This window comes from Virgibacillus dakarensis, from assembly GCF_900155625.1.
Classification (GTDB): Bacteria; Bacillota; Bacilli; order Bacillales; family Amphibacillaceae; genus Lentibacillus_C; species Lentibacillus_C populi.
The window spans coordinates 2,411,064-2,431,420 of the sequence record NZ_LT732554.1 but is presented as its reverse complement, the minus strand read 5'-3'; the positions used below and the strand labels follow the sequence as shown (position 1 = coordinate 2,431,420).

At 39.9% G+C, this 20,357-nt stretch carries 21 protein-coding genes and 1 riboswitch; of the genes, 9 read left to right on the top strand and 12 right to left on the bottom strand.

Annotated elements, in window-relative coordinates; genetic code table 11:
* Positions 1-52: 52 nt before the first annotated feature.
* A complete protein-coding gene (locus CZ382_RS21155) occupies positions 53-391 on the bottom strand; it encodes a hypothetical protein (RefSeq protein ID WP_088053069.1) in 339 nt (112 codons plus the stop codon).
* A gap of 62 nt (positions 392-453) precedes the next feature.
* Positions 454-963: a PCYCGC domain-containing protein gene (locus tag CZ382_RS21150; RefSeq protein ID WP_230856011.1), complete on the bottom strand. Its 510-nt coding sequence runs from the start codon at positions 961-963 to the stop codon at positions 454-456.
* A gap of 174 nt (positions 964-1,137) precedes the next feature.
* Between CZ382_RS21150 and CZ382_RS21145 the strand changes: the two genes are divergently transcribed.
* From CZ382_RS21145 to CZ382_RS21120, 6 genes are read left to right on the top strand one after another with little or no spacing between them, the layout of a single operon-like run.
* Entirely contained in the window at positions 1,138-2,082 is a 945-nt protein-coding gene (locus CZ382_RS21145) for a metal ABC transporter solute-binding protein, Zn/Mn family (RefSeq protein WP_088053068.1), read from the top strand.
* An 8-nt stretch (positions 2,083-2,090) separates the two neighbouring features.
* Positions 2,091-2,849, top strand: a complete 759-nt coding sequence (locus CZ382_RS21140) for a metal ABC transporter ATP-binding protein (RefSeq protein WP_088053067.1) — start codon at positions 2,091-2,093, stop codon at positions 2,847-2,849.
* A 13-nt stretch (positions 2,850-2,862) separates the two neighbouring features.
* Positions 2,863-3,759, top strand: coding sequence for a metal ABC transporter permease (locus tag CZ382_RS21135; protein ID WP_088053066.1), 897 nt, complete (start codon positions 2,863-2,865; stop codon positions 3,757-3,759).
* Positions 3,713-4,126, top strand: coding sequence for a Fur family transcriptional regulator (locus tag CZ382_RS21130; protein WP_088053065.1), 414 nt, complete (start codon positions 3,713-3,715; stop codon positions 4,124-4,126). Before CZ382_RS21135 ends, CZ382_RS21130 begins: the two co-directional genes overlap by 47 nt.
* Complete coding sequence (crcB, locus tag CZ382_RS21125) at positions 4,123-4,524, top strand: fluoride efflux transporter CrcB (RefSeq protein ID WP_088053064.1); 402 nt, start codon at positions 4,123-4,125, stop codon at positions 4,522-4,524. The genes CZ382_RS21130 and crcB overlap by 4 nt, the downstream gene beginning before the upstream one ends.
* Entirely contained in the window at positions 4,521-4,859 is a 339-nt protein-coding gene (locus tag CZ382_RS21120) for a fluoride efflux transporter FluC (protein ID WP_088053063.1), read from the top strand. The genes crcB and CZ382_RS21120 overlap by 4 nt, the downstream gene beginning before the upstream one ends.
* Positions 4,860-4,932: 73 nt before the next feature.
* On the opposite strand, the gene CZ382_RS21115 is transcribed toward CZ382_RS21120, so the two are convergent.
* The 7 genes from CZ382_RS21115 to CZ382_RS21085 form a co-directional block, all read right to left on the bottom strand.
* A complete protein-coding gene (locus tag CZ382_RS21115) occupies positions 4,933-5,736 on the bottom strand; it encodes a VLRF1 family aeRF1-type release factor (protein WP_088053062.1) in 804 nt (267 codons plus the stop codon).
* Between the two features lie 69 nt (positions 5,737-5,805).
* Complete coding sequence (locus tag CZ382_RS21110) at positions 5,806-6,120, bottom strand: DMT family transporter (RefSeq protein ID WP_088053061.1); 315 nt, start codon at positions 6,118-6,120, stop codon at positions 5,806-5,808.
* Between the two features lie 2 nt (positions 6,121-6,122).
* Positions 6,123-6,461 (bottom strand): DMT family transporter, encoded by a 339-nt coding sequence (locus CZ382_RS21105; RefSeq protein ID WP_088053060.1) that lies wholly within the window; start codon positions 6,459-6,461, stop codon positions 6,123-6,125.
* Between the two features lie 71 nt (positions 6,462-6,532).
* Positions 6,533-6,625: riboswitch (guanidine-I (ykkC/yxkD leader) on the bottom strand.
* A 39-nt stretch (positions 6,626-6,664) separates the two neighbouring features.
* Positions 6,665-7,852: a hypothetical protein gene (locus CZ382_RS21100; protein ID WP_088053059.1), complete on the bottom strand. Its 1,188-nt coding sequence runs from the start codon at positions 7,850-7,852 to the stop codon at positions 6,665-6,667.
* The gene (locus CZ382_RS21095) at positions 7,842-9,059 is read right to left on the bottom strand and encodes a DUF58 domain-containing protein (RefSeq protein WP_088053058.1); all 1,218 of its coding nucleotides are present in this window, start codon (positions 9,057-9,059) and stop codon (positions 7,842-7,844) included. The genes CZ382_RS21100 and CZ382_RS21095 overlap by 11 nt, the downstream gene beginning before the upstream one ends.
* Positions 9,056-10,000: an AAA family ATPase gene (locus CZ382_RS21090; RefSeq protein WP_088053572.1), complete on the bottom strand. Its 945-nt coding sequence runs from the start codon at positions 9,998-10,000 to the stop codon at positions 9,056-9,058. Before CZ382_RS21090 ends, CZ382_RS21095 begins: the two co-directional genes overlap by 4 nt.
* Before the next feature lie 338 nt (positions 10,001-10,338).
* Positions 10,339-11,622 carry a hemolysin family protein gene (locus CZ382_RS21085; RefSeq protein WP_088053057.1) on the bottom strand — a complete coding sequence of 428 codons (1,284 nt, stop codon included), beginning with the start codon at positions 11,620-11,622 and terminating at the stop codon, positions 10,339-10,341.
* A 145-nt stretch (positions 11,623-11,767) separates the two neighbouring features.
* Between CZ382_RS21085 and CZ382_RS21080 the strand changes: the two genes are divergently transcribed.
* A complete protein-coding gene (locus CZ382_RS21080; protein WP_088053056.1) occupies positions 11,768-12,352 on the top strand; it encodes a YitT family protein in 585 nt (194 codons plus the stop codon).
* 189 nt (positions 12,353-12,541) lie between these two features.
* On the opposite strand, the gene CZ382_RS21075 is transcribed toward CZ382_RS21080, so the two are convergent.
* Positions 12,542-13,129 carry a nitroreductase family protein gene (locus tag CZ382_RS21075; protein WP_088053055.1) on the bottom strand — a complete coding sequence of 196 codons (588 nt, stop codon included), beginning with the start codon at positions 13,127-13,129 and terminating at the stop codon, positions 12,542-12,544.
* A 385-nt stretch (positions 13,130-13,514) separates the two neighbouring features.
* On the bottom strand, positions 13,515-14,792 hold the full coding sequence (gene aceA, locus CZ382_RS21070) for an isocitrate lyase (RefSeq protein WP_088053054.1): 1,278 nt from the start codon (positions 14,790-14,792) through the stop codon (positions 13,515-13,517).
* 519 nt (positions 14,793-15,311) lie between these two features.
* Here aceA and CZ382_RS21065 point away from each other — a divergent pair.
* Complete coding sequence (locus tag CZ382_RS21065) at positions 15,312-16,346, top strand: aromatic acid exporter family protein (RefSeq protein WP_230856012.1); 1,035 nt, start codon at positions 15,312-15,314, stop codon at positions 16,344-16,346.
* A 302-nt stretch (positions 16,347-16,648) separates the two neighbouring features.
* Here the strand turns inward: CZ382_RS21065 and CZ382_RS21060 are convergent, their stop codons facing one another.
* Positions 16,649-17,890 (bottom strand): coiled-coil domain-containing protein, encoded by a 1,242-nt coding sequence (locus tag CZ382_RS21060; RefSeq protein WP_230856013.1) that lies wholly within the window; start codon positions 17,888-17,890, stop codon positions 16,649-16,651.
* Between the two features lie 459 nt (positions 17,891-18,349).
* Here CZ382_RS21060 and CZ382_RS21055 point away from each other — a divergent pair, with 459 nt between their 5' ends.
* Positions 18,350-20,068 carry an IS1634 family transposase gene (locus CZ382_RS21055; RefSeq protein WP_088050135.1) on the top strand — a complete coding sequence of 573 codons (1,719 nt, stop codon included), beginning with the start codon at positions 18,350-18,352 and terminating at the stop codon, positions 20,066-20,068.
* Positions 20,069-20,357 lie beyond the last annotated feature (289 nt).

Sequence of the window (20,357 nt, the reverse complement as noted above, 5' to 3'; positions counted from 1 at the left end):
AATTATATTCAGAAATATCGCAACGGAAACGAATAAAAAAGTTTAGGATTTATTATGATTTGCAGGGTGGTAGTGGATATGTTAGGAAAACATGCTGTTGTTGCGCGTAGATTACTATTGATGTTTCGCTTTCACTGCCGATGTTCCACTGTTTCCTGGTGATGTTATGCAATTCACTGTCGATGTTCCGCTGTTTCCTGTTGATGTTATACAATTCACTGCCGATGTTCCGCTGTTCCCTGTTGATGTTATGCAATTCACTGCCGATGTTCCGCTGTTTCCTGTTGATGTTATACAATTCACTGTCGATGTTCCACTGTTTCCTGTTGATGTTATACACTGCAGATAGACTGATTATCCCTGCCAATGTCCTTAAGATCGATTCCTCCATCAAACCACCCGGATGGACGATAGCTGACACGTGTTAAAAAGTGTCAGCTCCAGGATTTATCATCAACCCGCTGGCATTGGTGTTGGTGTTGGACCAATTCCATTACCGCCAAACGTATCGTCAATAAGTTTTCGAATATCTTTTAGCGATTCACCGTCTTTATATTTCGCAACAGCAGTTTTAGCGATATCAATACAAATACCACAGCTAAAGCCCATACTATCAAGTTCAGCAATTTTTCCATTAAACTTATCAACAAAACAATCCGTATTGCTTTCATGGCCATTGCTGTCATAGCAGCCACAATAACAAGGCATATAATCCAGTACATCTGAATGATTGATTGCCAGTTCATACGCACCTTTTACACGGGGATCATCAACCTCGCCAAAAAACTGGACCATTGTCTCGGACCATGCTTCTTTTTCCATGTTGTAGGAAAGTCCATCCAATGATTGATCAACATGTAATTCCCCGGATGTTTGATCCTGCTGCTCCGAAATCGCCTTATCATTGGAACAGGCCACAAGCGCTACCAATAACACTAAAAACAGAAACATAAACTTTTTCAAAGTAAAATGCCACCCTTTCGCTTTTCTTCTACGATAATAATATCGAATACAGAACAGTCATTGGTGGCATAATCATGAACATTTTACGACGTTTTTAAAAAACGTAATCATTACAGTTTACAAATCGTAATCATTACTGTATGATGATTTAGGAAATAACAAGGAGGAATATGATTGAAGCGAAATGTTATCATCATTACATTTATACTATTAGCACTAACCGTTGCTGGGTGTAATGCGGCAAAGGATAGTGACAAAGAAGGACTAACCATTTATACATCGATTTATCCGATTCAATATGCTGTGGAACGGATTGGTGGTGACACGGTTGATGCCAAGTCTGTCTACCCACCTGGTGTTGATGCACACACCTATGAACCGACAACCAAAACGATGACATCGATCGCGTCCGGTGATGCATTTATTTATTTGGGTGCTGGCATGGAAGGCTTTGCGGAAAGCGCAGCAGACGCACTGCAATCAGAGGGTGTCCAGTTAGTCGAGTTGGGAAAACATGAGGAGCTCTTTCATACAGATGCAGAACACCATGAGGATGCGGATCATGCTGATGACGGACATCACCATGGTGACCATAACCCACATATTTGGCTTGATCCACTACGAATGATCGATATGGCTGATTTAATCAAGCAAGAATTAATCGAGTTAAATCCGGATAAAAAAACACTTTATACAGACAATTTCAATGCACTAAAAGAAGATTTGCTTAATCTGGATAATAGCTATCAAGAAACACTTAAGGCGAAAGCAAATAAAAAAATACTGGTGACGCACGCTGCATACGGATATTGGGAAGAACGGTATGGAATTGAACAAGTGGCGATCAAAGGGCTGTCATCGAGTGATGAGCCGTCCCAAAAAGAGTTAACTTCCATTATTGATCAGGCGAAAGAATATAAACTGCACTATATTCTTTTTGAACAAAACAGTTCCGATCGTGTATCAACAATTATGCAAGATCAGCTAGGTGCAAAGGTTTTACGTATTCATAATTTATCCGTCCTTACTGAGGATGACATAAAAAATGAAGAAGATTATTTATCCTTAATGAAGCACAACCTGGAAGTGCTGGATAAGGCAATAGACGAAGGAAGGTGAAAACAACCATGAACGAGTCAGTGATAACCATGAAAAATATCCACTACAGATATGATAAAAAAGAGGTACTGGATCATATTAATTTCACATTACTACCAGGTGCGTTTATGGGGCTGGTCGGTCCAAACGGCGGCGGAAAAACGACCTTCATCAAATTAATTCTTGGAATACTAAAACCGGATTCGGGTACTATCGAGCTTTTTGACCAGCCAACCGAAAAATTTCATGACTGGGAGCGAATCGGTTTCGTTTCTCAAAAAGCCAATGCCTTTAATAAAGGATTTCCAGCTACGGTTTATGAAGTTGTATCGATGGGGCTTACCGCTAAAATTGGCTATTTAAAGTTTTTCAAAAAACATCATAAAGAAAAGATCCTGCAGGCAATTGATCAAGTTGGCATGAGCGATTACACCCATCAAAATGTAGGAAATCTATCAGGCGGACAGCAACAGCGCGTTTTCATTGCCCGGGCTCTTGTAAACGAGCCTGAATTGCTTATCCTGGATGAGCCTACCGTTGGGGTCGATGCGGAAAATGTCAAACGTTTCTATGAGATACTCTATCAATTAAACCGGGACAAGGGAATAACCTTGCTGCTTGTAACGCATGACACCGGGATCATGACCGAATATGCAACCGATATCGTGTGTCTGAATAAAACAATGCATTTCCACGGAAGTCCTGCTAAATATGCGTCATTAACGGAACAAGATTTTTCGCAGTTTTACGGGCATCCGGTTAACATTGTTACCCACAATCATATATAATAGAGGTGACACAATGCTTTCAGATATTTTGCAATACGATTTTTTACGAAACACTTTTTTAACCGGTTTACTTATCGGTATCATTGCTCCGTTACTCGGGACATTTATTGTTGTCAGACGCCTGTCGTTAATTGCCGATGCCCTTTCCCATGTCACGCTGGCCGGGATAGCATTTGGTTTATTACTGGAAAAGAAGCTTGCCACAACGATTATTACCCCCTTATATGGGGGAATGGCATTTTCCGTGCTCGGCTCCATTTTTATTGAGAAACTACGTGGCGTTTATAAAGCATACCAGGAGATTGCTATCCCGATTATTTTATCTGGTGGCGTTGGACTGAGTGTTATTTTTATTTCCTTAGCAAACGGGTTTAATACCGAGCTTTTTAATTATTTATTTGGTTCTGTATCGGCGGTCAGCCAGAAGGACTTGTTTACAATTTTAGGAATATCCATTTTTGTCGTGCTGATAATCTTTTTATTTTATAAAGAATTATTTGCTTTATCGTTTGATGAAGAACATGCATCCGTTGCAGGAATTCATGCCAAACGCATTCATTTGCTTTTTATCGTTTTAACGGCACTCGTCATCGCAGCGTCGATTCGAATTGTCGGTGTACTGCTCGTATCCGCGTTAATGACACTTCCGGTGGCGGCCAGCATGCGACTGGCCAGGGGTTTTAAACAAACAATGATCCTATCGATTGTCTTTGGCGAACTAGCTGTTATTCTTGGATTAATATCCGGTTATTATTTCAGCATCCCACCTGGAGGTACGATTGTTCTGATTTCGATTATTATCTTACTTGCCTCGATCGGGATGAAGCGGTTTAATTTCACTTTTAAAGGAAGAGGGATTTCAAATGAAACTTCAAGAAGCGATTCAGAATTTAAAAGAAAAAGGCTATAAAACGACGAAAAAAAGAAAGGATATCATAACTTTCTTTGCAAAGGCGGACGGCTATCGTACGGCAAAGGATTTAATTCAATTTATGGAACCAACTTATCCAGGAATTAGTTTTGATACGGTTTATCGTAACCTGCATCTATTTAACGAGGTTGGCATCCTGGAAACGACTGAACTTAATGGGGAAAAACTTTTCCGCATTAGCTGTACGAATCACCATCATCACCATTTTATTTGCAAGGATTGCGGCAGAACGAAGGAAATTGCTGTTTGCCCAATGGAAGAGGCAGTGAACGAGCTGACAAACTATAGTATTGAGGGTCATAAATTTGAAATTTACGGTATATGTCCGGCATGCCAAACAGCATGAAAGTAAGTAATCAAAATTCCTTCAAACTTTATCTTGCTGTTGGTATCGGTGGTATGTTCGGCGCTATGGCGCGTTACGGTATCTCACTCCTGTTTGCTTCCAACGGGATTTTTCCATATGCAACATTGATCGCGAATTTGGTCGGATGTTATTTGTTAAGCTTTTTACTGAATAAGCAGGCCATAAAGAAAAAACTGTCTCCTGAATTATTTGCCGCACTTGGTACCGGGATGATTGGGGCATTCACCACGTTCTCGACTTTTGCAGTGGAAACGATTGAATTGTGGGAGACAGACATCTTTTTGGCTTTTGTTTATCTGCTGGTTAGTATTTTTGGCGGATTAGGGTACTGCTATCTAGGTTTTATGTCCGCTAGGGAAAGAGAGGTTCAGTCATGAGTTTTCTTTCCGTAGCAATAGGCGGTTTTTTCGGCAGTATCCTCCGTTTTTATATTTCAGTAAAGGCGAATAAACATTTAATTGGTACGTGGATCGCCAATATTACCGGATCGATTCTCTTGGCTATCGCAGTCTATTATCAGCAAGATGGATTACTTACAGAATGGATGTGGGCACTTTTTGGTGTCGGGTTTTGCGGAGCCTATACAACCTTTTCAACATTTGGCAACGAAACATTGCAGCTGATTTTTGATAAAAAATATTGGACGGCAGCAGGGTATATTGCTGGTTCGCTGGCAGTATCATTGTTAGCTGTTTATTTGGTTTTAATTTAAACCAAAACTTTTTATAAACTACTGAGCAAAAGGGATTTAAAAGCCAAACTGACTTTTAAATCCCTTTTTCAATTCATCCAAACACTTCCTCCAGTACCTTGGATTCTTCATGCTCCAGCATATTTTTCTGGATGACCTTGTCGACTGGCTTATTCATTTGTGCTCTTATTTCTTGAGAGGCATCGGATTCGCCAATAATATAAATTTCTTCCCACCCTTTGTCCTTGGCACGCTTGTCCAGCTTTGGTGCGATGCTTTTATACCATCTTTGTTTATTGGCCTCATAGCGGTCCTGAAACTCATCTTGTTTCAAGCTTTTACCGCCTTTTCCCATTGATGCATCTGCTTTATGAGGACCGGTGAATTGCCGCCAATGGTCGGTTTCAATATCCAGTTCATAATAGGCAGTATCAAGTATATCCCCAATCTCCGCTTCAACCACCTTAACCTGATCCTGCTGTACAAGAATGACACCAGATTTAGGAAATGACGCATATAATTGCTTGAATTGTTCAGTTACCGGTGTATTTTCCCAATAAAATTCTGTTTTCAATCGCATCTGAACGCGTATGGCAAACCATACTGTCTCATCCGCAGTCGCAAACAGTATCATTCCTTTTTGAAAGTTTTGTTCATTCCCCCGTACATATTTTTCTACCTTTTGCTTAACCAGCTGAAAATTTTTCAGTTCTTCCTTATTATCATCTTCAGCCAAATATTGTTCGAAATTGCGCAATCCGTTCTTTAAGTGGATTTTCCATTCGCCACCTTGCTGCTCTGGATCTGATGGATCTGTATTCAAGTACATGGTAAACACTTTATTTGTACCGTCTTTTCTTACGTTTTCAAGTTTCCTGATCTCCTCATGTAATTCCATTAATGATCGGCACCCCTTTACAAATTTCTTAATTACCTGTAGCCGAAAACACGAAAGGATAAACATGGATTAAGAAATTAATTTCAACCCTACTGCTGCGGATAAAATCATGCTAATAAACAAGATCCTGCGCCAATCCTTCGACTCCCCGTAAACAACCATGCCGACAAGGGCACTGCCAACTGTACCCATGCCTGTCCAGACAGCATATGCCGTACTCATCGGCAAGGATTCCATCGCAATCGACAGGAATACAAAACTCATGACAAAACCGCCAATCAAGGTGATAAATGCTGAAACGCTTTTCTCTTGATTAACTTTATTAATACCCGCAACTCCAATCACTTCCCCGACCCCGGCAATGATAAGCAATAGCCACGCCATTTCTAATTCTCTCCTTCTGTCTCAGGTGCCTTTGTGATCGTTTTAAGACCAATGACTCCACTTAATAGCAATAAAATAAGCAATATTTTTGCAAAGCTGAATGGCTCATGAAATACAGCCATGTCAAAAACAACCGTACCTGCAGTACCCATGCCGGTAAATACTGCATAGGTTGTGCCAACTGGAAGCTTTTTGGAAGCGATAATTAAGAAATGCATACTCGCATAAATGGCAATCGCAGTTAGTAACCATGTTCCAACATTAAAAGCATGCTTTAAGCCGATCACCCAGCCTATTTCAAATATTCCTGCTATAAATACGTAACTCCAATCTCGTTTCATCCTTCATCACCTCATTGTTATTTATTACCTAAAAGCAGAAAAAAACCCAGGCTGATATCCACTTTTAGATATCCTCCCGGGCTTTTATCCCTCCGTGTACACGTTCCGTGCGTTTTCTCTCGGACCAGTCCAATTTACATTGCGGAACCCTAGAAAACTGTTATTATATAAGAGTATAGCCGTTATATGCATGGCCGTCAATTTTAGTCTGCAAATTCCTCTTCCATCTCCCCTAGTTGACGTTTCAAATCGGTAATCTCTGCTTCATTCACTTCATCACCCCCATAACGTACCTTTTGATATACAGCAAGGTCTGCATTGATGCCAATTCGCCTAAACCAATCCTCTATGGTTTCATATGCATTGCGTCCATATCCACTTTTTGCTGCTTTTTGTTCAAATTGATACACCATTTTCCGGACAGGATGATCAGGTTTTTGAAAATAGCCACCAAATAGCTTACTTAAGATGGAACGTTTTTTCCGCTCGTCTTGATCAAGCTCTCCATAAATGACTGCTTCACTCGTACCGAATTGTTCTCTGACAACAAATTGCTTTTTCAGAAAGCGAATCATGAGAAAAATAACAAACGCTAGCGTGACAATTACCAGCCCCCAATAAATAAACGGTAATATTTTTTCCATAAAGGAGGGCTTAACCTGTTCCATTTGCTTCAGTTTGTTTTCCTGCTGTCCAATTGGTGATGATTCGTCCGGGAGTTGTACGTTATCGAAATCCAAATTCTGAAACAGAAATGCCAGCTTGCTTACTACGATAGTCGCAATATAGCTAAGCCCCTCGCCAATTTTCAGAAAAACATAGCGGCCTGTATCAAATAAAGTAAAAATAATTACGGTACCAGCTGTAAAAATGCCAGTAATCAACAACCATAATTTCCTATCAAACCGTTTTCGTTCTTCTTTTTTTATTACCGTTAAATGGCTGCAAATATACCCAACAATCAGTAGTAAAAACTGCAAAAAAGTATAGATGATAATTTGGAAATCATTTATCAGCAGCATCAGTCCGGTACCAAGAATCAAGGTGATCCGGATATAAGTATTTTCCCGAGCCAAAATCGTTTCACTGCGGATATTGATGTACCGCCAAGTTAGCATACCAGGAAGCACGACCCCGATTATGATCGGAAAACCGCTAACGATAAAGACAATGACCAAAACTGGTGCCGTTACGATATATGGCAAATACCCTTTGAAGAATTTTGTATAAATGGAAAACAGTGTACAAATCCCAGCAACAAGTACAGCATAAAGACCGTATGGAACCCACTCGTAGTGATAGAACAGAATAGGCAGAGAGATTAGAAATAAAATGATTGCTTCACTCATAAAATGATATGCATACGTAATAATTGGATGTTTATTTTGCATGATCAAGCTCACTCTTTTCCCAACGTTTCATATAAGCCCCATCCGCTACAGTCTCAACATGAAAGATGTTTTTTTGCTTGTATTTCCAGTTATCCATCATCTGTACTGCTCCGGCCGGAATTTCTCCAAGCACAATAATTGTTTTTGGTTTATTAAATTTTTGCCCAACCCGATATAGCATTTGCTCAAACGGAATAACCATTGCCTGGGGGTGTACCCGTGCCAAAAGTTCAAGTGCGTGAACATAATGTGTCTTCCCTTCCCCTTCCGGCAGGAAAACGTACGGTGTTTTCCCGGGTTTTCGGGCATTAATTGCAATTTCAAAGGAAACACCTTGTTTCGTTGCATATTCGCATAAATAAGCTGTATGGGACAGCAGATCTTCCAGATTCCTCGTCAATTGTGCGATATTCAACCCATGGGTAACCCCAATATTGACCAAAAATAGATACGACATATCAACGACGCGTTCATAAACATTGGTTTGCAATTCCTGTGTTTTCGCGCTTGCTTTCCAATTGATCCGGTGAAATGGATCTTGATAGCTGTACGTCCTTGTTCCGCGCAAGCTTTGTAAATCTTCATATGGAGAAAAGTTTGTTCGCTGTGATCCAGGCGTGACATAGGATAGCGACTCCAATCCTTTTACCGGAAGCAGCTTGGGATAAACAACATACTCCGTGTAAAAAAACGGATTGTATTTCAATGTTACATTGTCAAAATTCAATAAGTGCGGAAATAGATACTGAATGTTCTTCACCCTTGATGTACCACGTTTTTCCGCCCGAATCGGCAGTGTGATCGTTACCTTCCCTTTCCCGATAACAGACAATGGCATGTGGAATTGATTCCAATGCTTGTTCGCTGATTCAACATAGTTTGTTGCCTTAATGGCTTGGTCTGTCTGGAATTGCAACTCCCCATTGATAATCGGAAAAATGGAACGGTTTTGCAATTCAAACTGAATTTCCGCATGATCACCCGGGAACATCCGCAACACTTGCCGGTGATTTTTTAATTCCAGCTTCCCGCCAATTTTTTTATCATACAACTTGTTCAATAACAGGTATGCCGCAAATAAGCCGACGATCAAAAACAAGATTGGTTTTTTGAAGAAAAAACCGATCGCCACCAGAACAACAATTGCCGCAAGTATGTAATCGGTGTTCGTTCTATTTGCCTGACCAAACTCCTTCTGCCATATCATGCCTGATCTGCTCCAACTTCAACAGGTACTTCCACCTCGGTCAGAATTTCCCCGACAACCTGAGACGGGGTCTTTTTAATCGAGCCTTCCATGGACAAAATCAGGCGATGCTCGAACACATAAGGTACTAATGCTTTGATGTCATCTGGACGAACGTAGTCTCTTTGCTCTATGTATGCCCGGGCTTGTGCGGCTCGCATGAGTGCCAATGTTCCACGTGGACTGATTCCCAATTCCACGTCGGTATGCTCACGGGAATACTTTACAAGTGCGACCAAATAATCGGTGACAACGTCAGAAACCGTAATCTGTTTGATTTCCTCCTGCAATCCGCGAATATTCTCCAGTGTTAACGATGCCCTAAGTGATGCAAACGGGTCATCGGTACGATAGGTATGTAAAATATGCTTTTCTTCTTCCATTGATGGATAGCCTAAATCAATTTTAAACAAAAAGCGATCGAGTTGTGCTTCCGGCAATGGGAATGTACCATAATTATTTTCCACTGGATTTTGTGTGGCGATGACCAGAAACGGAGCATCGACCTTGATTGTTTCTCCATCAATTGTCGTTTGATATTCTTCCATTACCTCAAGCAGACTTGATTGCGTTTTCGGTGTAGCCCGGTTGATTTCATCTGCCAGCAGGATATTCGTCACGACCGGCCCAACGTTCAGTTCAAATTCCTGAGTCTTCGGATTAAAAATGCGGATCCCGGTGACATCACTTGGCAACACATCCGGTGTAAATTGCACCCTGTTAAATTTTCCATCAATCACCTTGGCAAAGCTTTTCGCAAGTTTCGTTTTGCCTGTCCCCGGAACACTTTCCAGGAGCACATGCCCTCCGGCGATCAGGGCAATAAATAATAAATCGACAATCTCCTCCTTTCCAAAAATAACCCTATTTAACTTCTCTTTTGCTTGATTCAATTTTTCCATTTTGTTGCCAGCCTTTCTCGTTTTTTTATTTGTTCCATTCAATTATAACGATGAAAAGGTTTCCATTATGAAGATGCTTCTTTAAAATAGACTGCTTTTGTTGGCCGTACTACCATAACAGTTATGATGGCTGCAATGATCAGCATGGCAGTGGCAAGGGTAACGATTGTTATTCTTAATGCAATATAACACAGCAACAGCTGCAGCAGATCCCGTCATTATTACGGCTGCTTCCATTTTTGAATATGGTTTACCCCTATTAACAATTTTCTTATCTTTTCTACTATTATATACTTTCCAGTCATCAAAAAAAAGACAAACCCTGCTAGGAGTTTACCTTAAATCTTTCTTATTTTAACCTTCTTAATCTGGTGCCCATCGATTTCTACTACAATAAATCGGTAACCACCATGCTCGAGAGTTGTGCCTTGTTTCGCATCCATATTGTTCGTGATCATCCAGCCGCCAATTGTATCAACATCATCTTCTTGCAAGTCAGTACCAAATAAATCATTTATTTCCTCTAATAGCACCTTCCCAGCGACAACAGTGGTCGTATCGTCCACCTTCTCAATCATTGGTTTTTCATTCATATCGAATTCATCCCGGATTTCACCGACAATTTCTTCCAGAATATCCTCAACCGTTATTAATCCCGCAGTCCCACCGTATTCATCAATGACAATCCCCATATGAATACGTTCCTTCTGCATTTTGATCAGGGCCTGTTTAATTGGCGTTGATTCGGAAAAGTAGAGGATCGGCCTAATCAAGGGTGCAATGGATTCCTCCTCATTCTTGAGATGATTCGTAAAAAGTTCCTTGATATTTACTAATCCGACGATATGGTCTTTATCGCCTTCCGCAACCGGATACCGGGTAAATTGTTTCTCCCGGACGACAGCAATATTCTCCTTTTTGTCATTATCTTTAAAAAAGCAGACCATTTCCGTACGGGGAACCATGATTTCTTTGGCCATCCGTTCATCAAATTCAAATATGTTATTGACATACATCATTTCCGCCTGATTAATTTCACCGCCTTCATAGCTTTCCGATAATATCAGCCGTAATTCTTCTTCCGTGAGTGCTGCTTCACTCTCGTTGGCAGGTTTAAAACCGAACAAACGAATAATGAATCGTGATGATCCATTTAAGATCCAAATGAACGGGAACATCAATTTATAAAAAACGATAAGCGGTTTGGCAAATAATAATGTCACCGTTTCCGCCTTTTGGATAGCGATTGATTTTGGAGCTAACTCCCCAATAACAACATTTAAAAACGTAATGAGCAAAAACGCAATAATAAACGATAATATGGATGCTAAAGCCATATTTAACCCCAGTCTTTCGAAAACAGGATCAATTAATACTTTTATTGTTGGTTCCCCGAGCCACCCTAAACCTAATGCTGTAACCGTAATACCCAGCTGACTTGCGGACAAGTACGTATCCAAATTATCAATAATTTTCTTCGCATGCAGGGCATTTTTGTTCCCTTCAGCAATTAGTTGATCGATTCTGGTTGGCCGTACCTTTACAATTGAAAATTCAGTTGCAACAAAAAATGCAGTCAAAGCGATCAATATAATAATCAGCAATAAATTAATAATATCCATTTTGTTTCCTGCCGTATAATGCAGGAGCCCACCTCCTAACATATTTTTTTACCAAAACAGCTAACACGTAATGGATAATTCAGCCTTTTCAATCATATCTATTAGTAAGATGTAGTTTGGACAGGTTTGGCAGGTGGATAAATATATGGTCCAAAAAATCGTATCAATTATTATCGGCAGTGTTTGTGTAGCAATTGGCATCAATTGCTTTTTAATCCCAAATCACTTGTTGGATGGGGGAATCATAGGTTTAGGACTAATTGCCAAATATACAGTAGGTTTACAACCAGGGTTAACAATTATCGTGCTAAGCCTTCCCTTGTACATGATTGCCTGGTTTCATTATCGGAAATACTTTTATAATGGACTGCACGGGCTATTATTTTCCTCGTTTCTTATCGATTATTTTCGCCCATTATCCCATATGTATACAGCACCTATCCTGATTAGCTCATTGACTGGCGGTCTGCTAATTGGTACAGGTGTCGGTATTATGCTATTAGCGAATATTAGCACTGGTGGGACAGACTTGCTAGCTTTAATGTTGTCCAAGCTGACATCTATTAATGTCGGTATTTATATTTTAATGATTGATAGTATAGTCATTCTCTTTGGATGGATCGTTATACAGGAGGCAACTATTACTTATTCCGCTATTATGGTGTTAATGGTTGGATTAACTACCTCCTTTATTACTAGCTGCTTTGCCCCTAAGCGAAACAGGAGCTGACAGGCAGGTGCCTGTTACTCCCAAGTTCAGCGGCTTACAATGAATCTTCAGCATTTTTCAACTCCAGTCCAGCAACTTTCGGCCAAACCTCAGTGTTTTTTAAAACTTCAGTCCAGAAACTTCAGCAGCTCACCAAAAAAGCCAATAAAAATGCCCCTTGCCATAACAGGAAAGGGCATCAACTATTGTTTATTTTTCAGCAAAGGTACCTTCAAACATAAATTCTTCCACTTCTTTACGGCTTGAAGGTTTTTCCCGGTCACGATACTGCTCCATCAATAAATCTTTTTCCCCTTTATACCCCAAAGCAACGATTGCATGCACGTTATAGTTTTCCGGAATATTTAATACTTCCTTTGCTTTTTCACGGTCAAAACCACCCATAGCATGTGTGATAAGACCTTTACGGAAGGCTTCCAAGGCCAGGTACCCCCAGGCTGTTCCTGTATCAAATGCATGTGCCTGGTTGTGTCCTCCGGTTGTTTCGGAATCCGTTTTCGATATTACCGCAATAAGAACTGGTGCTTTCTTACACCAGGCAACGTTTCCTTCATTGATAAAAGTAAGAAACCTTTCTCGGTCTGTTTGTTTTCGAGCCGTCACAAACCTCCATGGCTGAATGTTTGCAGCAGACGGAGCCCACCGTGCGGCTTCAAAAACACTATGAAGAATATCCTCTGGTACCTCTTTATCCAAAAATGATCTTGGAGACCAGCGATTTACGTAAATTGGGTCAATATCATATGACGCTTTTCGAAACGCTTCTACTTCAATCATTGATGACTTTCCTCCTAATTGCATTAATGTTAGTTAGAAATAAACTCCGAGACTATTATACATGGTTTAGTTACTTTTTGAAACCATTTGACTTTTAATAACTAAGTTAACCCCTTCACAAACTTATAGTGGCTCCCTTTTCGATTAACATATATAGGTAGGACGGTAAAGTTGAAGAAACAGAGAGTTACTGCCAATTGTGGTGACCTAATGGGTTTTGCAAATTTATATTTAATTAAAACGAACTGCAAACGTACACAAGCCTTGTCCAATAATTCGGTAAGGGGCAACTTTAAGAAGTGAAAAAAGTAATCACCATTGTCTTGATCAGCAAGGTGATTACTTTAATATCACATGTTTCAATATAAATTTTTCATATCATTTTCTAGCTTGTAAACTGCTCTTCCTCCGTCGATCCTTTTAATGCCGCCGTTGAGGAGGTACCTCCAGCAATTACTTGTGCTACTTCATCAAAATAACCGGTTCCGACCTCACGTTGGTGACGGGTGGCACTGTAGCCGTACGATTCACTGGCAAATTCCGCTTGCTGTAATTTTGAATAGGCAGCCATACCGTTATTGTTATAATCTCTTGCCAATTCAAACATGCTATGATTCAGCGCATGAAAACCTGCCAATGTGACGAACTGGAATTTGTATCCCATTCTCCCAAGCTCCTGCTGGAACCCGGCAATTTCATCATCTGATAGTTTACGCTTCCAGTTAAATGATGGAGAACAATTATAGGCTAACAATTTATTCGGATATTTTTCATGGATAGCATCAGCAAATTTTTGTGCCTCCTGTAAGTTTGGTTCCGATGTCTCACACCAGATTAAATCGGCATATGGCGCGTAGGCGATTCCTCTGGAGATTGCCTGATCAATACCTGCCCTTGTTTTGTAAAAGCCTTCTGCCGTCCGTTCACCTGTCATAAATGGTGTATCATATGGATCAACATCACTAGTAATTAAATTTGCTGCATTGGCATCTGTTCTTGCAATAACAACTGTTGGCGTTCCCATTACATCCGCCGCAAACCGTGCAGCTATCAAATTTCGTACAGCGGTTTGTGTTGGCAGCAATACTTTTCCACCTAAATGGCCACATTTTTTCTCAGATGACAGCTGATCCTCAAAATGAACACCTGATGCTCCAGCTTCAATCATGGCCTTCATCAATTCAAAGACATTTAATTGACCGCCAAACCCCGCCTCCGCATCGGCAACAATCGGCGCAAACCAGTCGATTTCTTCCTTCCCTTCCGCATAATGTATCTGATCAGCACGTTGTAACGCCTGATTTATTCGCTTCACTACATTCGGTACACTGTTTGCCGGATATAAGCTTTGATCCGGATACATCTGGCCCGCTAAATTTGCATCGGCTGCAACCTGCCAGCCACTTAAGTATATCGCTTTCAAACCCGCTTTCACCTGCTGGACCGCCTGATTCCCTGTTGATGCCCCTAATGCGTTGACATAGTTTTCTTCATTAACCAGTTTCCATAGTTTCATAGCACCGTTTCTGGCAAGTGTATAATCCATATCAATGGAACCGCGCAGGCGCACAACATCCTCCGCGGTATACGGCCGTTCGACGCCTATCCAGCGCAAATCATTTTTCCATTCGTTTTGCAGTTTTTCAATTCTGGTCTTTCTCATTATTGAATTCCTCCTTTAAGTAATTGGTCATCATCCGCTAACATTTCAGTAAATCTGGGGAAAACATGTTCATCCGGATTTGCTTTTTCCCGGTTCGCAATTTAACATTTGTTATACTACAACAGGTTATTATTTACCTTGTTATATAACATAATGTCCAAAAAAATTAATCCTCCTTCTTCTTAGATAAACAATAATCACATTCCTGAAGATAATTTTTTGGATTCATTGGTTTGCCACATTGCTGGCAGTGAACATAAGTTGATGTATTCAATTGCATCCCCCTCCCTTTTATATAACAATTATTATTAATTCTTACTGTTATAATACAGTATATGTGTATCGATTTAAAAATGCAACCCCTTTTTTTAAAATTAATTGGAAAAATAAGAGTTGAAAGAAAGTATCTTGCCTTTTTAAGTCAAGGAAAAGTGCCTACTCTAGTGCCTGTTATGCATTATGATATAATTAATTTTTAATCCCTATTTGATTTTGGATATGTTGGAAGAGGTGACAACGTTGCGTTATTTCCAGATAGCTGGTACACGTACTGTCAAAACCGGTATAGCCATTTTTATAACGGCCTGGATCTGTGTGCTATTAAACTGGCCACCTGTCTTCGCCGTTATCACAGCAATTGTTACTATTGAACCAACTGTTGCGGATTCGATTAGAAAAGGAATTGTGCGGTTCCCAGCTTCCGCAATTGGTTCTGCATATGCGGTAATTTTCATATCCCTGTTTGGCGATTCTCCGCTCACCTATACGCTAGCTGCAGTTTTCACGATTGCCACCTGCTTCAAATTCCGGTTGCACGCCGGGCTATTAGTGGCCACTTTAACGGCGGTAGCAATGGTGGAGGTTATCCACAATAACTATTTAATTGCATTTTTCATCCGCCTAGGCACAACAACAACAGGTTTACTTGTTTCTACACTTGTCAATCTGTTTGTTCTGCCGCCGAAGTATACGGAAGAAATCGTAAAAGACATTCAACAAGTTGCTAAGCAGACCGGAATCGTAATCGATCAGGTACTAATAGAAATCCTGGAAAATGAACAGCAGGAAACAAATAGAGCAGATAAACTTGTTGACCAATTGGATAAAAAATTACATCATGTAGAACTACTAATTAAGTTTCAAAAGGATGAAACAAAATACCATCCATTAGCAGGTAATAAAAAGGACACATTTGATCATGCCAGCAAGCAAGTAATTCAATTACGGCTTATCCAGTATCACTTGGATAATTTAATCAAAACACCATTAAAATCCATTAGCTGGTCTAACGAGGAACGATCAATTTTATTACAGGCAATCCGGAAGCTATCGTTAAGTATGGGCAACAAGGTAGATTATGATCCAATTCTTCACCAAAAAGAGTTGGATAAGCTGATGCAACTTTACTGGGTAAACAATGTGGAGACGAAGAACAAAAAACATCCGACTCATTTCCCGCCAGAACTAATTATTCTGTATGAAGTGGTGTCGATTTATAACCTTGTTGCAGCTTTCTATGACAGGAAGAACAAAAGCGAAAGCGTGCCCGGTTAGCGGCTGGAATGCTCTCGCTCTGCCATTTAATGTGGTTCGGTATTGCGGTTTTAACCGAACAAACAACCACAGGAAATAAAGGAAACATGCCACTAAGGTGTATGCCGGCGCCCGAGGGCAGCCCGGTTTTAGCCGGCCTTCCTCCTTTTACCCGAGTCGATGTTGACTTATCGTACGGATGCGGGTGTTGCGTACTAACGCTTTAGCGCTGGAGTGAGCGGAACATAGCCTGAATTCTTATAGTTTCTTATCTATTTAAAAAGCGGGTAATTTCATTTTAGAAATTACCCGCTTGTTGTTTCTTATTTAACTCGTCTTACATGGCCTTTGAATGCTTTTGACCAATAAGGATTTGACATACTTACTTTAGCTACACCAGTCGAACTTTGTGAGCCAATAAATTGACCGCCACCAATATAGATTCCAACATGACCATTCTTTCTTCCCTCTGTATCAAAGAATACTAAATCACCCGGCTGAATATTGCTGTAGGAGACTTTAGATCCGACCCCTGACAATCCTGCGGTACTTGCCGGAAGAGAAATACCTTCTTGCCGATATGCCCAGGAAACAAAACCAGAACAGTCAAATCTGCCATGTTGCACATCATATGCTGAACGTCCACCGCCCCATACATAAACAGAATTACCAATATATTTATTTCCTGCAGTAATTGCTGAACCCGTGCTTCCGCTTGGCACTGGTGCAGTGGCTGCTTTTACTGATGGTTTACTAGTAGTTGAGTGCGAGCTTGAACTTCCATTACTTTCACCACTCACGGGAGGCGTATCATTATTAGCGGCCTCCATACTTGCGCGAATGTCCGCTTCCAATGCTGCAAGATTACTATCTTTACCTTCCAGATTAGCCTTCATCTCTTTAAGCTGGGCTTCTTTGTCCTTTAGTTCCTGTTTTGCTGCTTCGTTTTGTTCTTTTTGTTCCAATATCGTATCTTGGATAGCTTCTTGCTCTGCCTTCATATCGTTTAATTCATCAAGCTTTTCTTCCACCGCCGCCTGTTTTTTTTCAACTGCCTTTTTATCGGCTTCCTGTTGTTTCATTAAATCAGCATCTGCATCTGATATTTTGGAAACGGCTGAACTTCGGCTAATAAAGTCACCAAAGCTTTTTGATCCGAAAAGTACTTCTAAATACTGAACGTCCCCGCCATTTTTTTGATAAGCAACGATTCGCTCTTTCATAATTTCAAAGCGTTCTTCAATCTTATCTTCCAAAACTGCTATTTCTTCTTCTAACTCGTCTACCTTTTGCTTTGTATCCTTAATTTTGTCTTCTGTTTCTTTCACTTGTTTCTTATTTTCCGCTAATGCACCATCGACTCTGGCAATTTTTTTGTTCAGATCTTCTAAATCTAGCAGCACCTGAGCAATCTTTGCTTCCGCATCTGATAGATTTGCTTTAATTTCCGAACGTTCATCCTGGATTTGGGAGACTGTTTTTTCCGCATGTGCTGTCTCCGCAAAAAAAGCACTAGTTAAACCAACTACAGCAACAGTGGACATTGTTACAATTGTCTTTTTCAACTTTCTTTTCCCCGCTTCCCTAACTCACACCCGCAACTTTCTATGTATGTATGTTAAATCCTGTTCCATTTTTGCGTAATGTGATTTATTTATATTTTTTAAGAATATGTATTTACTATCTTAGGTAATTCGTAGTATATCATCTAAAAATGACAATCATGTAATAGTAATATTACAATTATGTTTCAAATTTGACGATAAACTCCTTTTTTCGTTACAAATTATCCTGTTTCACAACAAAAAGCCCGCCAAAACAACATGGCAGGCTATCCAACCCATTTTCCTGATTCCATTATTTTCATGTACCTTTTGACCCGGGAGTTTGACAGTTTCACTTCCAAAAAAACACTGTAAGCCTTGTGAGGGCTTATTTTTTTTGTCAAATTTTTAATTTTATTATTGAGTACTATTTAGTACTATGTTATATTAGACGTATCTAAAGGAAATGGAGGGATAGTGATGCGCATTAAAAAGAGTGTGTCCAAGAATTCCGTTTCCTATTCCGTCATCGAAAATGTCCGTGATATCAACGGAAAATCAACGACAAAAGTTGTGGAAGCGCTTGGAAATGAAAAGGAGATCCGTGAAAAACATCCGGGTGTGGATCCGGAGGAATGGGCGCGGGCCTATGCAAAAAAATTAACGGAACAAAAGAAACAAAAAAGCGCGGTCATTATCGCAAAATATAATCCGCGAAAAATCGTTGAGCACAATCAGCGACGCTCGTTCAATGTTGGTTATTTGTTTTTACAATCCGTTTACTACCAACTGGGTTTACAGCACACGACAAGGACCATTCAGGAAAAATATCAGTTTCATTATGACCTCAATGAAATCCTGTCTAAATTAATTTATATGCGTGTGCTGCATCCTACGTCTAAAAAGAACTCGTTTGAACAAGCGCAATCCTTATTAGAAGGCATTCAATGCGAGCCCCACCAACTGTATCGCGCGTTAGATGTGCTGAAAAAGGAAACAGATTTTATTCAACAAACGGTTTATAAAAACAGCTTGAAATTGGTCAACCGTCACAAAAAAATTTTGTATTACGACTGTACCAATTTTTATTTCGAAATCGAACAGGAGGATGGGGATAAACAATTCGGAATATCAAAAGAAAATCGGCCAAATCCGATAGTTCAAATGGGGTTATTTATGGACGCCTCTGGTCTTCCCCTTGCCTTTTCTATTTTCAGAGGAAATGACAACGAACAAGGGTCTCTTAAGCCTTTAGAAAAAAGAATTTTAAAAGACTTTGAGCTATCCCAGTTTGTTGTCTGTACGGATGCAGGCCTATCTTCTGAAAAAAATCGGATATATAACACGTTAGGCAAGCGTGGATTCATTACTACACAATCCATCAAGAAATTAAAAAAACATCTGAAAGAATGGGCACTTGACCCTTCTGGGTGGCATGTAAGGCCAGGCGATAAAGCCATTCATCTTTCTGATGTTGATGACAGTTCCGAAAATCAAACAACTTATTTCAAAGAGCGTTGGATTAAAGAAGGAAATTTAGAACAACGGCTTCTTGTCACTTTTTCACCAAAATATAAAAATTATCAACAAACCATTCGGGAGAGACAAATCGAACGAGCTCTGAAAAAAGTGAAAAAACCATCTTCTCTTAAAAAGAAAAGACCCAATGATCCTGCGCGGTTTATTCAGGCCCAGTATACTACAGGAGACGGAGAGGTCGCTAAAAAGGCCCATTTCTCAATTGATGAGGGATCGATTCAAAAAGAAGCAAAGTATGACGGGTTTTATGGAGTGTGCACTAATCTGGAATCTGATCCACTGGAATTGATTCGTATTAATCAACAACGGTGGGAAATTGAAGAAAGTTTCCGCATCATGAAAAGTGAACTAAAATCAAGACCTGTGTATGTACGAAAAGAAGATCGGATCGAAGCCCATTTTCTTACTTGTTTTCTTGCCTTACTAACCTATCGTATAGTAGAGCAAAAATTAGAAGAGGCATTCACTTGTCCCGCAGTCATTCAAAAATTACGAAATATGGAGGTAATGGAAGTTTCCGGTGAAGGTTATGTTCCACTTTATGAGCGGGATGAATTAACGGATAAGTTGCATAAGGTGTTTGGGTTTCGAACAGACTATGAAATTGTTCCGATAAAGGACATGAAAAAAATTTTAAAACAATTGAAGAAGACAAAATAGTACTCAACTTTTGATAGTAAAAAAAACCTTCCAAAACCTTTCAATAACAAGGTTTCGGGAGGTTTTACCCTTCAAAAACTGTCAAAGACGAGAGAATATGTATTTACTATCTTAGGTAATTCGTAGTATATCATCTAAAAATGACAATCATGTAATAGTAATATTACAATTATGTTTCAAATTTGACGATAAACTCCTTTTTTCGTTACAAATTATCCTGTTTCACAACAAAAAGCCCGCCAAAACAACATGGCAGGCTATCCAACCCATTTTCCTGATTCCATTATTT

Excerpts from the sequence above, each read along its gene's own strand:
- CZ382_RS21155 (WP_088053069.1), bottom strand. The coding sequence starts at position 391 with ATGGAGGAATCGATCTTAAGGACATTGGCAGGGATAATCAGTCTATCT.
- CZ382_RS21140 (WP_088053067.1), top strand. The coding sequence starts at position 2,091 with ATGAACGAGTCAGTGATAACCATGAAAAATATCCACTACAGATATGAT.
- CZ382_RS21135 (WP_088053066.1), top strand. The coding sequence starts at position 2,863 with ATGCTTTCAGATATTTTGCAATACGATTTTTTACGAAACACTTTTTTA.
- CZ382_RS21130 (WP_088053065.1), top strand. The coding sequence starts at position 3,713 with ATGAAACTTCAAGAAGCGATTCAGAATTTAAAAGAAAAAGGCTATAAA.
- crcB (WP_088053064.1), top strand. The coding sequence starts at position 4,123 with ATGAAAGTAAGTAATCAAAATTCCTTCAAACTTTATCTTGCTGTTGGT.
- CZ382_RS21120 (WP_088053063.1), top strand. The coding sequence starts at position 4,521 with ATGAGTTTTCTTTCCGTAGCAATAGGCGGTTTTTTCGGCAGTATCCTC.
- CZ382_RS21115 (WP_088053062.1), bottom strand. The coding sequence starts at position 5,736 with ATGGAATTACATGAGGAGATCAGGAAACTTGAAAACGTAAGAAAAGAC.
- CZ382_RS21110 (WP_088053061.1), bottom strand. The coding sequence starts at position 6,120 with ATGGCGTGGCTATTGCTTATCATTGCCGGGGTCGGGGAAGTGATTGGA.
- CZ382_RS21105 (WP_088053060.1), bottom strand. The coding sequence starts at position 6,461 with ATGAAACGAGATTGGAGTTACGTATTTATAGCAGGAATATTTGAAATA.
- CZ382_RS21100 (WP_088053059.1), bottom strand. The coding sequence starts at position 7,852 with ATGCAAAATAAACATCCAATTATTACGTATGCATATCATTTTATGAGT.
- CZ382_RS21095 (WP_088053058.1), bottom strand. The coding sequence starts at position 9,059 with ATGATATGGCAGAAGGAGTTTGGTCAGGCAAATAGAACGAACACCGAT.
- CZ382_RS21090 (WP_088053572.1), bottom strand. The coding sequence starts at position 10,000 with ATGGAAAAATTGAATCAAGCAAAAGAGAAGTTAAATAGGGTTATTTTT.
- CZ382_RS21085 (WP_088053057.1), bottom strand. The coding sequence starts at position 11,622 with ATGGATATTATTAATTTATTGCTGATTATTATATTGATCGCTTTGACT.
- CZ382_RS21080 (WP_088053056.1), top strand. The coding sequence starts at position 11,768 with ATGGTCCAAAAAATCGTATCAATTATTATCGGCAGTGTTTGTGTAGCA.
- CZ382_RS21075 (WP_088053055.1), bottom strand. The coding sequence starts at position 13,129 with ATGATTGAAGTAGAAGCGTTTCGAAAAGCGTCATATGATATTGACCCA.
- aceA (WP_088053054.1), bottom strand. The coding sequence starts at position 14,792 with ATGAGAAAGACCAGAATTGAAAAACTGCAAAACGAATGGAAAAATGAT.
- CZ382_RS21055 (WP_088050135.1), top strand. The coding sequence starts at position 18,350 with ATGCGCATTAAAAAGAGTGTGTCCAAGAATTCCGTTTCCTATTCCGTC.